11 protein-coding genes and 2 tRNA genes are annotated in these 11,520 nt (G+C 58.1%); all 13 read right to left on the reverse strand.

Annotated features, from left to right (window positions below):
- On the reverse strand, positions 1-822 hold an 822-nt coding region (locus tag NA619_RS22570; RefSeq protein WP_255964029.1), incomplete at its 3' end, for a hypothetical protein.
- Positions 819-1,838, reverse strand: a complete 1,020-nt coding sequence (locus NA619_RS22575) for a hypothetical protein (RefSeq protein WP_255964030.1) — start codon at positions 1,836-1,838, stop codon at positions 819-821. The genes NA619_RS22570 and NA619_RS22575, both read right to left, overlap by 4 nt.
- Position 1,839: 1 nt before the next feature.
- Positions 1,840-2,040, reverse strand: a complete 201-nt coding sequence (locus tag NA619_RS22580; protein ID WP_255964031.1) for a helix-turn-helix transcriptional regulator — start codon at positions 2,038-2,040, stop codon at positions 1,840-1,842.
- 916 nt (positions 2,041-2,956) lie between these two features.
- Complete coding sequence (locus NA619_RS22585) at positions 2,957-4,129, reverse strand: tyrosine-type recombinase/integrase (RefSeq protein WP_255964032.1); 1,173 nt, start codon at positions 4,127-4,129, stop codon at positions 2,957-2,959.
- Positions 4,130-4,342: 213 nt separating this feature from the next.
- A complete protein-coding gene (ychF, locus tag NA619_RS22590; protein ID WP_255964033.1) occupies positions 4,343-5,443 on the reverse strand; it encodes a redox-regulated ATPase YchF in 1,101 nt (366 codons plus the stop codon).
- Between the two features lie 141 nt (positions 5,444-5,584).
- Complete coding sequence (gene pth, locus NA619_RS22595) at positions 5,585-6,169, reverse strand: aminoacyl-tRNA hydrolase (RefSeq protein ID WP_255964034.1); 585 nt, start codon at positions 6,167-6,169, stop codon at positions 5,585-5,587.
- 34 nt (positions 6,170-6,203) lie between these two features.
- A complete protein-coding gene (locus NA619_RS22600; RefSeq protein ID WP_255964035.1) occupies positions 6,204-6,821 on the reverse strand; it encodes a 50S ribosomal protein L25/general stress protein Ctc in 618 nt (205 codons plus the stop codon).
- Positions 6,822-6,944: 123 nt separating this feature from the next.
- Positions 6,945-7,886 (reverse strand): ribose-phosphate pyrophosphokinase, encoded by a 942-nt coding sequence (locus NA619_RS22605; protein WP_019341796.1) that lies wholly within the window; start codon positions 7,884-7,886, stop codon positions 6,945-6,947.
- 83 nt (positions 7,887-7,969) lie between these two features.
- Positions 7,970-8,044: transfer RNA gene (locus NA619_RS22610), tRNA-Gln, on the reverse strand.
- A gap of 50 nt (positions 8,045-8,094) precedes the next feature.
- Positions 8,095-8,169, reverse strand: a tRNA-Gln gene (locus NA619_RS22615).
- Between the two features lie 12 nt (positions 8,170-8,181).
- Positions 8,182-9,042, reverse strand: coding sequence for a 4-(cytidine 5'-diphospho)-2-C-methyl-D-erythritol kinase (gene ispE, locus NA619_RS22620; protein WP_255964036.1), 861 nt, complete (start codon positions 9,040-9,042; stop codon positions 8,182-8,184).
- Positions 9,042-9,662 carry a lipoprotein insertase outer membrane protein LolB gene (gene lolB, locus NA619_RS22625; protein ID WP_255964037.1) on the reverse strand — a complete coding sequence of 207 codons (621 nt, stop codon included), beginning with the start codon at positions 9,660-9,662 and terminating at the stop codon, positions 9,042-9,044. Before lolB ends, ispE begins: the two co-directional genes overlap by 1 nt.
- A 3-nt stretch (positions 9,663-9,665) precedes the next feature.
- Positions 9,666-11,393: a tetratricopeptide repeat protein gene (locus tag NA619_RS22630; protein WP_255964038.1), complete on the reverse strand. Its 1,728-nt coding sequence runs from the start codon at positions 11,391-11,393 to the stop codon at positions 9,666-9,668.
- Between the last annotated feature and the right edge of the window lie 127 nt (positions 11,394-11,520).

The following is an 11,520-nucleotide window of genomic DNA, read 5'->3' on the forward strand; positions in this document are numbered from 1 at the left end:
GTAGGCGGTAACTGCGTGTCGATGGGACGGCCACAGGAGTTTGCCCAGGCGGCGAATTTCTACAGTGAAGTTGACCGGGCTTGCGATTTGAACGTGCAGTTCGGGATTGGCCTGCTGGTCGAGCAGATGGTTCATGGCCGTGACAAGCGGATGGTCGGACGAAGTGCTATAGCATATGACGCGTCGTGGCTGGCCTTGCCGGGCTTTAAGCTTCGCTCCGGCTATCTCGATGCGGATGACTTCGCTCCGCAGCGTTTCATCGAAGGTACGGGAGATGTAAACGCCGTTTTTAAGCTCGGCCGGTCTGCACCCGCTCAAAGCCGCTGTGATTATCGCTGCGCCATATTTACCCGTCTTGCTACGTTCATAGAGCGTCTCGCGCCAGTTATCGGGAAGACCATGCAGTGCCCGGCGTTTGCTTTTGCGCTTTTCACGAGTGCCTTCCAGGCCTGTCTGTTGAACCGCAGCGAAGGCTCTCAGGGCATTCAGGTGTAACTCCAGCTCTCCCTGGAGTGCTCTTTGTTGCTCGTTCTGGCTCTGGCGCAGGGAGAGCATCAGGTCGTAATGCCGGGCATGTAAGAAGTAACGTAGTGCTGCCATGCGTTTTTGAAAGGTGCGTGGGCTGGAGGTACTGGTCACCACCGTCTGTAAGTCATGTGCATCATTTCGTACCCGCTGCATGAGTACTCGCCCCAGCTGTAGGTAATCGGCACGGGTTTGTTCCGATGGGTCGGAAAAGATGCCGCCACGTGGTTGTATGGCCGCAACCGATTCTATGCATTGCTGCGCGAGTGATAGCAGTCGCTGCTGTAGCTTGTTCACGACATGAGCTCTGTTGCCAGCTGATCAATACAGTCTGCCGAGACCTCTTGAACGCTACCGGCCTGAATGGCGAACAGCAACCCGTCTTGTTCCAGTCGGCCGATTCGACGTGTCAGTTGGCCCCGCTCAATGCGGAACAGCTCATAGAGTCCGTCTGCTTCGATTCTGGCATAGCTATTTGCCTGTTCTAGGGGCCAAGCGAAGCACCGCCCACGCAGCGCCGCCAGAGTTTGCTGAGGCACCTTCTTGCTCGCATTTTCGCGAGGTGTTTGGTTGAGCAGGTGCTGCAATAGCGCAGGAGCGTTCCGTGGCGGGCTTGTACACGAGCGGAACTGTTGCGCCAAAGAGTCAACGGCTTTTTGCAGCTCGGCGGCGGTGCGACCTGATTTCTGGGCTTTTTTAAGGACGCCAGTAATTCCGTCTTGCTGGGTCGCAGGTATGGAAAAGATATCCACAGGCAATGCTGGCGACTGTAGCGTTGGCGTTAGAGTTATATTTTTAGCGTTAGCGTTACCGAGGGAAAAGTTGGATGAGGTATCGATACCATATCCATATGGTATCTGGGAGGGATCGTCTAGGCTCTGCTGACCAAACTCAAGGTCTACGATGGGGCGGTACTCTTGCGGAAGTCGTGGGCGGAAATCCTCCAGAAAGTGCTGCTGCCATGGCTGCGGGATGCGCCGAATGTCTGCCAGTGTCCTATTACGTAGCTTGGGGCCCATGCTTTGGCCAGCGTGGTGGTGCTCCCACCATATGCGCACCCAGACGAACATATGCTCGGTGTCGAACCAAGTCAGATCGTTCGCGCGGAGCCGGTCGATAACCTGCAACCATTGCTCTGGCGACCAACCCACTTCAGCACTGGCTATTTTGGGTACAAGGGCATAAGCCCCGACAATGTTGGAGTCGGGGCAAGTAAGCAGATGTAGAAGGGCGATTTTGTCTTCTGTGGTGCATATTTGCAGGCGTGGTGAGCGCCAGAAGCTCTGGTCGTTGATGGTTCGCTGGCGGCTCATCTTATTGCCCTTGTGCAGCAGGGCGCTGGGAAGCGGCTTGCGCCTCAAGCCATGAGTCGAGCTCGGTCTCTAGAAACATCACCATCCGCCCGCCCCCAAGGTTGATGGGTTTGGGAAAGCCTGGCTGCCTGGACAGACGCCAAAGAGTGGTGCGGCTGACCGAAAGTTTATTGCACACTTCTTGAATACGTATAGCGCGCATGGTGAGACTCCTCGAAACGTTATGAATGCACGGGGAGTGTTGTACGAGTGCGATATCAGCTCACGGGCAAAAAGCAGCTAGAAAAGGCCAACATTTATGTCCGATCTTGCTCAGTCTACAGATGGGGTAAAGTGCGGTAGCTCGCCAATATCGCTTTGATGCCGCAGCTCCTTCAGGGTGATCGTCGCAGGTTGCCGGTCCCAGTCGTAAGTGTCGCTATGCTGGTATTCTTCGTAAGAATGGGGTGCACGAAGTTTTCTTAGCATCGTTTTCGCGTGCCGTAGGCTGTTCGTGGGATGTTCTCCCGCCTCCGTGAATACTGCTGCCAAGCAGGCGACCGAATCAGATTCTCTCGGGCTACCGCCATTCCTTCGCTCCGAACCGCTGTTTGCCGCGGTCAAGGGCCATCCTTCTATGTGGCATAGCACCACGAATTTCTTAGCTAGCTGGAACTCTGCTGAGTTGCCGGGTCTGCCTGCTTTGTTACGCTCAGCTAGCGAAGTTGCCGCTGCATGAAGCCAGATCAAGGTGTGGCGACTAAGCAAATCATTGGGAGCATGTGGGCCGCTATGGTATGCGTCTTCGCTTAGGGCCATTAGGTCATGGCCTAGCAGCGATGCGTCATGCCGAATTGGCTGCGCGTTCACTGTTTCGAGCTCACGGCTTGATAGGGCGCTGAGCGCAGCTTGCATTTGAGCCGCTGCCTTTGCGACAGCCTCGTAGCGTCGACGGCTTTCCTTGTCTTGAGTAGCAGGAAATTGGCGGGCATGGGCATGAGCGATGGTCTCAAGCTTCCCGTAGAACGCCTCGGGGTCCTTGAATACGGCCTTACCTTGGCTTGTTCGACGCTCGAAGATCTCTTGGACCACGGCCCTCAATGGAGCAAAGCATGGTTGGCTGGGCCCATATCCTTCACTCATTCCTGCAGTTTCCATTTTTCAAGGTGGTCGGCCCAATCTTGCATCATTACCCGGCGCTCCTCGAAATAGGTGGCATGGTTGTAAGTCCGGCGCACGCTGTTTCGCTCAGCGTGAGCAAGCTGCGCTTCGATGGCATCAGGACGATAACCCAGTTCGTTAAGCCTGGTGCTGCCGGTCGAACGCGTGGCATGAGGGCTATAAGTGCCACTCCATCCTAGGACCTTGAGTGCCTGACGTAGCGATGCTGCCGACATAGGCCCGTTGCGGTCATCGCGACCAGGAAATAGGTGCTTGCGCTTGCCTGTGATGACGTGAAGCGCGTTGAGCATCTCGACGGCTTGTCGAGGAAGGGGAACTAGGTGCTCACTCCTTGCTTTCATTCTCACGGCAGGGATACGCCAGGTTTTCGCTGTCAGGTCGAACTCGGCCCACTCCGCTTCAGCCACTTCCGTAGGGCGGGCCAACGTCCACCACATCAGCTGTACGCAATAATTCACCTGATAGCTGCAGCGGTGATTGTCAAAGTCGCTTAGCAGCTTCCCTACTTGTTGTTTGCTGAGTGCGGGTTTGTGCTGTGTCTTGTTGGCAGGGAGCGCCTTTCGCACTGGCCAGACCGGGTCGCTTTCGGCACGTAGGGTGGCAACAGCGAACTCAAAGACAGCTGACATTGTGCGCCTCGCCTCCGCCGCCACACTTGGAGCACCACGTTTGGCGGTTTTTTGTAAAATTTCGAGCACATGGATCGGCATCACGTCACGTACCGGCATATAGCCAATACTAGGGAAGACGACACGCCGAAGCATGCCAAGCCGTCGGTGCTTGGTAACTTCCTCCCAGTCTTTCGTCTGCAGCCACTCCTTGGCTACGACCTCGAAAGTGTTCTGAGCTTCGTTGGCCTGTCTGATTCGCTCAAGCTGCCGCTGCTGAGCAGGATTGATGCCTTGCTTGACCAGTTTGCGTGCAGCTGCGCAGCGTTCGCGTGCTTCTGAGAGTGAAGTGGAAGGGTACTCGCCGAGTGCGAACATGCTCGACTTGCCGTTGAGTGCGAAGCGGAAGCGCCAGGCTTTTACATTGTTTGGTTTGACCTCCAAGTACAGCCCTCGTTGGTCGTTCAGACGGTACAGCTTCTCTTTGGGCTTCGCGTTACGGCAGTGCGCGTCGGTGAGCATGTTTGCAGGCTTTCCAAGTAGATGGCACGACTGTACTCACTTTTTGGAAGGCAATCAAAAAACGTACTCAGCTTTGTACTCGGTAATTGAGTGGCAATGACGGAAACAGAAGGGTACTCCCTGAAACAAAAAAGGCCGCGCTGTGCACGGCCTTTGCGGCTTAGAGTCGTATTCAGCTGGTTTCAAGAAACATGCTGAAAACCCTAAGTCGGGTCAGACGTTGAAGCGGAAGTGCATCACGTCGCCATCCTTGACGATGTACTCCTTGCCCTCCAAACGCCATTTCCCGGCTTCCTTGGCGCCTGCTTCACCCTTGTACTGGATGAAGTCGTTATAGGCGACAACCTCGGCGCGGATGAAGCCTTTCTCGAAGTCCGTGTGAATGACGGCTGCGCCCTGAGGAGCTGTTGCGCCGACCTTCACGGTCCAGGCGCGAACCTCCTTGACCCCTGCTGTGAAGTAGGTCTGCAGGTTGAGCAGTTCGTAGCCAGCGCGGATTACGCGATTCAGGCCGGGCTCTTCGAGGCCAAGGGACTCGAGGAACATGTCCTTTTCCTCGCCGTCATCCAGTTCGGCGATCTCGGCTTCGATCTTGTTGCAGACCGGCACCACAATCGCGCCCTCTTCGGCGGCGATGGCGTTGACCACATCCAGGTGCGGGTTGTTTTCGAAGCCATCCTCAGCGACGTTGGCGATGTACATCACCGGCTTGCTGGTCAGCAGGTGGAAGCCCTTGGCGAGCTGAATTTCTTCTTCGCCAAGCTTCTTCAGCAGGGTGCGGGCGGGCTTACCTTCGGAGAAATGCGGAATCAGCTTTTCCAGCAGCGCTTTCTGCGCTACGGCTTCCTTGTCGCCGCCTTTGGCATTGCGGGTTACGCGCTGCAGTTGCTTCTCGCAGCTGTCGAGGTCAGCGAATATCAGTTCCAGTTCGATGATCTCGATGTCACGCTTGGGATCGACCGAGTTCGATACGTGAATGACGTTGTCGTCCTCGAAGCAGCGCACCACATGGGCTATGGCGTCCGTCTCGCGGATGTTGGCCAGGAACTTGTTGCCCAGCCCTTCACCCTTGGACGCGCCTTCGACCAAGCCTGCGATGTCGACGAATTCCATGGTGGTCGGCACGACCCGCTCGGGTTTGACGATCTCGGCCAATGCCTGCAACCGAGGATCAGGCATCGGAACGATGCCGCTGTTCGGCTCGATGGTGCAGAAGGGGAAGTTTTCCGCTGCGATACCGGATTTGGTCAGCGCATTGAACAGGGTGGACTTGCCGACATTGGGTAGCCCGACGATGCCGCAATTGAATCCCATGGTGTCTTGCCTCGGTATTGGCTGGCAGCTAATGGGCTACCGGCGGTGCCAAAATTGCGTTTTAACGGCTTCGTGTTGCGTTGTGGTGAGAGCCTTCCGGTAAGCCGTTGCCTTGTCTTCGCGTGCCTGCCTCGGGCCAGGTCAGGCCTTTTGGCTGTGCAGGCGCTGCATCGCGCGCGTCCAGTCACCGGCGAGAATTTCCGGTAGCACGTCGAAAGTGAAATCGATGCTGGCGTCGAGCTTTTCGCGCTCGGTCTGAGGCGCACGGCCCAGCACATAGCCGGTTACCAGACTGCTGTGCCCAGGATGGCCAATGCCCAGCCGCAAACGGTAGAAATTGTTCTGATTGCCGAGCTTGGCGATGATGTCGCGAAGCCCGTTGTGCCCGCCATGGCCACCGCCTTGCTTGAGCTTGGCGACGCCCGGAGGCATATCGAGTTCATCATGAGCAACCAGGATGGCCTCGGGGGGGATTCGGAAAAAGCCGGCCAGTGCCGCCACCGCCTGACCGCTGCGGTTCATGTAGGTGGTGGGAATCAACAGGCGGACATCTTCGTCCTGATGGCGAAACTTGCCAACCAGACCGAAATACTTGCGATCCACGCTGAGATTGACGCCCTTGTGGGCAGCCAGTCGCTCAACGAAAAGGGCCCCTGCGTTATGCCGGGTCTGGTCGTATTCGGGGCCTGGATTACCCAGGCCGACGATCAGTTTCACGGCAGTCACGACAGAGGCCCTTCCTCAGATGCTTGCGAGCAGATTACTCGGCAGCGTCTTCTTCTTTCGGAGTGTCTTCCTTGCTCACGCGCGGTGCGTGAACGTTGGCAACTGGCAGGTCGCTGCCATGTGCCAGGGCGACCAGCTCAACGCCTTTCGGCAGTTTGATGTCGGTCATGTGCAGTACCTGACCGACTTCAACATTGGCCATGTCGACCTCGATGAACTCAGGCAGATCCTGCGGCATGCAGGACACTTCCACTTCGTTGATGTTGTGCAGGATTTCGCCGCCCTGCTGCTTCACGCCAATCGAGCTTTCCTGGTTGAGGAAGTGCAGCGGAACGGTAGCAGTCAGCTTGTGACCTTCGACAACGCGAACAAAGTCAGCGTGCAGAACGAAGCCCTTGGCCGGATGACGCTGCAGCGCCTTGATCAGAACGGATTCGTTCTGGCCGTCGACGTTCAAGGTCAGTACGTGGCTGTAAGAGGCTTCGGTTTCCAGCAGCTTGGTTACGTCTTTCAGCAGCAGGCTGATGGATTGCGGAGCCTTGTCGCCACCGTAGATCACGGCAGGGACGAGGTTGGCGTTACGACGCAGGCGGCGGCTCGCACCTTTCCCCAGGTCGGAACGCACTTGGGCATTCAGAGTGAAATCAGTCATTGTGTTTCTCCAGGATAACAACGCGCCCGAAGCGCTCGCGACCAGCGCTATCGGCGGTTGGGCAAAAAGCCCCGCACAAGGCGGGGCACATTTTCGGTCGACGCGAAGGGCTAAGTTTATGGCTTAGCGGAACATCGCGCTGATCGATTCAGCGTTGCTGATGCGGCGAACCGCTTCAGCCACCATTGGAGCGATGTCCAATTGGCGAATACGGGTACAGGCTTGCGCCGCTGCGGACAGCGGAATGGTATTGGTCACGACCAGTTCGTCGAGCACCGAACCTTCGATGTTCTCGATGGCGCGGCCGGACAGAATAGGGTGGGTGCAATACGCAAAGACCTTGGACGCGCCATGATCTTTCAGAGCAGTTGCGGCATGGCACAAGGTGCCGGCGGTATCGACCATGTCATCAACGAGGATGCAGGTACGGCCTTCGATATCACCGATGATGTGCATCACTTCGGACTGGTTGGCCTTTGGGCGACGCTTGTCGATGATCGCCAGGTCCACGCCCAGCGACTTGGCGACGGCGCGAGCACGCACTACACCGCCGATGTCGGGGGAAACGATCATCAGGTTCTCGAAACGCTGAGCCTGGATATCGTCGACCAGAACTGGCGAGCCGTAGATGTTATCTACCGGCATGTCGAAGAAACCCTGAATCTGGTCGGCGTGAAGGTCAACGGTGAGAACCCGGTTGACACCCACCACGTCCAGCATGTCGGCCACGACTTTGGCGCTGATAGGCACACGTGCGGAGCGCGGGCGGCGATCCTGGCGGGCATAACCAAAGTAGGGGATGACGGCTGTGATGCGGGTGGCAGAAGAACGGCGGAAGGCATCAGCCATCACCACCAGTTCCATCAGGTTGTCATTGGTGGGAGCACAGGTCGGCTGGATCAGGAATACGTCCTTACCACGAACGTTCTCGTTGATCTCGACACTGATTTCGCCGTCGGAGAATTTTCCGACGTAGGCATCACCGAGAGGGATATGCAGCTGACGTACAACACGCCGGGCCAGGTCGGGGTTGGCGTTCCCCGTGAAGACCATCATCTTGGACACGCGCAGTACCTGCCTGAGGGTGGATCCGATGAAACAAAAAGCTGTTCAAAAGGCCAGGCGTCTTGAACAGCTCTCGAGATGTTTGGCAGGGGCGGCTGGATTCGAACCAACGCATGCCAGGATCAAAACCTGGTGCCTTACCGCTTGGCGACGCCCCTGTAGATGTAACCTTGACTGTGCTTGCGGCTGTACCAACCCCGAGAGGTTATGGCAGGGGCGGCTGGATTCGAACCAACGCATGCCAGGATCAAAACCTGGTGCCTTACCGCTTGGCGACGCCCCTGTAACGTACAACCTAACCACTTACTTCCTGTGCCAGTTGCGCAAGCCGTCGGTGCAGCATCGAAATGTTGCGCCCTTGAGCTACGAAAGCTGGTAAATCGGCTGGAAGTTGGCGGCAAACTCTATCAGCCTCACCTTTGTTTGGGAAGCTCCCAAACACACAAGATCCAGTGCCGGTCATTCTTGCTGGAACGAAATTGTTCAACAAGCTCAAAGCGTTACGTACTTCTGGATAACGCTTCTCGACCACCGGCTGACAGTCGTTACGACCGCCCCCTGCATGAAGGCTGCGAACTGTAATGGCCGGGGTATTGCGTGTCAACTCTGGGTCGGAAAATATTTCCGCTGTACTAACAGAGACTTGCGGGACGATGACGAGGAACCAGGGCTCGGTCAATTCGACCGGCTGCAGGCGCTCTCCGACCCCTTCGGCAAAGGCCGCGTGGCCTCTGACGAACACCGGTACGTCGGCTCCGAGCGCTAGGCCGAACTCGGCCAGCCGGTCCACTCCCAGGCGCGTCTGCCAGAGGTGGTCCAGGCCAAGCAGAGTAGTGGCGGCGTCAGAGCTGCCCCCGCCAATGCCGCCGCCCATGGGTAGCCGCTTGGTCAGCTCGATATCAGCGCCGAGGGTGCAGCCGCTTCGGGCCTGGAGCAGGCGGGCCGCGCGGACAATGAGGTTGCTGTCATGGTCGACGCCGGGCAACTCGGACTTCAGCTTGATCTGGCCATCGGTCCGGGCTGTGAAGTTCAGCTCGTCGCCATAGTCGAGAAACTGGAACAGCGTCTGCAGCTCGTGATAGCCATCAGCGCGACGCCCCAGAATGTGCAGCATCAGATTGAGTTTGGCCGGGGCGGGGAGTGTCAGTGTCGGCATTAGCGACCGAGCTGGCGCGGCTGCCAGTCCTTGACCACGAGGGTGATCTTCAAGTCACGACCTGCAAGCTTGATACGCGACGGCAGGCTATAGCCGTCTTCCTCGCTGTAACCGAGGTATTCCACGTCCCAGCCATCCTGCTGCAGTCTGGCAAGGCGGCCATCGGCGTCCAGCTGGATGCGACTGCGACTGTCCGGCGAGGGCAGGCCGCGCACCCACCAGAGTAGATTCGACACGGGCAGCTGCCAGCCGAGCTGACTTTCCACCAGGGCCTCCGGCGAATCGGCTTCATAACGACCCTGGCCGGCAACTTCCAGTGCAACTGCTTCCGGGCGACCAGTCAGCCGGGTAGCGCCACGACCCAGCGGGCCGGACAGGCGGATGTCGAAGTAGTCCTGACGTTGCAGCCAGAACAAGGTGCCGCTGCCAGAATCCTGCGGAGCCTGAATGCCAATCTTGCCGCTGATCTGCCAGCCATCGACCGTGCTCATCTGGGCCTTATGCGCCTTCCAGCCTTCGGCGTTACCCGAACCCTCAACGGATTCCTGGGGGCCGAGTCCGGCGCAGCCGGCTATCAATAATGCAAGGGCAGGTACCAGCAGATTACGCATCAGCTTCATGGGTCAGGGTTTCTCCGAGCCTGTCAGGCGTTTGATGGTTTCGCGCAGCACCGGGCTATCCGGCTGTTGCTTCAATGCCTCTTTCCAGATCGTCCGCGCTTCTCGCTGATTGCCGGACGCCCAGAGCACCTCGCCCAAGTGGGCGGCAACCTCGTGATCCGGGAAGCGCTCATGTGCCTTGCGCAGCTGCTCTTCGGCTTCTTCGAGATTGCCGAGGCGGTAATGCACCCAGCCCAGGCTGTCGAGAATGGCGGCGTCGTTGGGGTTAAGCCGGTAGGCCTGCTCAATGAGCTCCAGGGCTTCTTCATGCCGATCTGTGCGATCGGCCAGTGTGTAACCTAGCGCGTTGATCGCCATGGCATTGTCGGGCTCGCGCTCGATGATGAAGCGAAGGTCTCGCTCGAGTAGCTCGAGGTCGCCACGCTTCTCGGCAATCATCGCGCGGGTATAGAGAAGATTCAGGTCGCCGGGAAACTGCGCCAGCGCCTGTTCGGTCAGCTCCCACGCGGCGTCGTTCTGCTGCTGTCCCGAAAGCGCTTCGATTTCAATGAGAAACAGCTGAATGGCGTAATCAGGTTGCTCGTTACGGGCACTGGCCAGCATCGCGGACGCTTCCTGGTTGCGGCCCAGGGAAAACAGCAATTCTGCCTGCATCAACTGTGCAGGCAGATACTCGTTACCCGGTCCTACCTTGGCGAACGCGGCCAATGCCTGCTCATGGTTGCCCAATTGATTGTGGGCGCGGCCGAGATTGAAGTGGGCCGCGTCGACGTGGCTGCCGCGCTCGATCAGCTCTTCGAGATAGACGATCGCTTCGCGCCAGGCCTGGGCTTCGAGGCACACAAGCGCCATTGAGAACCGCAAGTCATCGTCGTCCGGGTATTGTTGGACCAGTGTGGCGAACTCTCCCATGGCCTGGTCGAACCGGTCCTGTTCAACCAGCAGTCGGGCGTAGGTCAGTCGCAGGCGTTTATCTTCGGGATGTCGGCGCAGGCTCGCTTCCAGCAGCGGTACGGCCTCCTTGCTACGCTCGAGAATCTGCAGCAACCGGGCTTGAAGCAGGATCGAGGGTATCTCCTGCTCGCTGGCGGGCTGCTCCTCGAGTAGCGCCAGTGCTTCGGCGGGCCGACCATCCTGTTGTAGAAGAACAGCCTTGCCGAACTTCAATTGCGGGTTGTCAGGATGCTTGATTAGCAGTTGATCGAAACTCTTGAGCAGGCCGGTGCGCGTGTCTGGATCGGTTTCAGCCGCGGACAGGGCAAGAAAGTCGAAATGCGTATCGCCCTGGCCTTTGAGGACCTCTTCCATGAATTTCAGGGATTCTTCGTAGCGCCCGGCGCGCGCAAGCTGAACGGCTGCCGCCCGCTGGGCATCAAGGTTCGCCGGTGCGTTGTCAGCCCAGATCATCGCTGTATCCAAGGCGGCCTGGTCAGCACCGAGGTATTCGGCGATCCGAAAACCTCGTTCGGCTACACCGGCGTCCTGGGTGGCATTGGCCTGTTGCACATAATTACCCAGGGCGATATCGAAGCGGTTGCGCTGCCCCGCCAGCTCGGCCACGAGCAAGGCGTAAAGCGTGTCGCCGCTGAACGAGCCATATTCGGTGATGGGTGCTTGCGCCGCCTGCGGGGCGGTCTCCTCGATCGGCGGACCGCTGTCGGGATTGCTCTGCATGAAGCTTTGGCAGCCACCGAGAAAGAGGACGGCACTGAGGGCGAGGAGTTTTTTCATAGGGAACATTTGGCTGGTCTGCGGTCGCGGCATGATGACACAAGCGGTCAGGCAAGCACATGGGCCGGCTTTGGGGGCAATCGGGCTGGTCAAGCAGATTCAGACAATGACGGGCAATGGTTGTTCT

The organism is Stutzerimonas stutzeri, assembly GCF_024448895.1.
In the GTDB taxonomy this organism is placed as follows: domain Bacteria; phylum Pseudomonadota; class Gammaproteobacteria; order Pseudomonadales; family Pseudomonadaceae; genus Stutzerimonas; species Stutzerimonas stutzeri_Q.

Coding starts and splice junctions, on each gene's coding strand:
- lolB (WP_255964037.1), bottom strand. CDS start 9,662: ATGAAGCTGATGCGTAATCTGCTGGTACCTGCCCTTGCATTATTGATA.
- NA619_RS22580 (WP_255964031.1), bottom strand. CDS start 2,040: ATGCGCGCTATACGTATTCAAGAAGTGTGCAATAAACTTTCGGTCAGC.
- NA619_RS22600 (WP_255964035.1), bottom strand. CDS start 6,821: ATGACTGATTTCACTCTGAATGCCCAAGTGCGTTCCGACCTGGGGAAA.
- NA619_RS22630 (WP_255964038.1), bottom strand. CDS start 11,393: ATGAAAAAACTCCTCGCCCTCAGTGCCGTCCTCTTTCTCGGTGGCTGC.
- ispE (WP_255964036.1), bottom strand. CDS start 9,042: ATGCCGACACTGACACTCCCCGCCCCGGCCAAACTCAATCTGATGCTG.
- ychF (WP_255964033.1), bottom strand. CDS start 5,443: ATGGGATTCAATTGCGGCATCGTCGGGCTACCCAATGTCGGCAAGTCC.
- NA619_RS22585 (WP_255964032.1), bottom strand. CDS start 4,129: ATGCTCACCGACGCGCACTGCCGTAACGCGAAGCCCAAAGAGAAGCTG.
- NA619_RS22575 (WP_255964030.1), bottom strand. CDS start 1,838: ATGAGCCGCCAGCGAACCATCAACGACCAGAGCTTCTGGCGCTCACCA.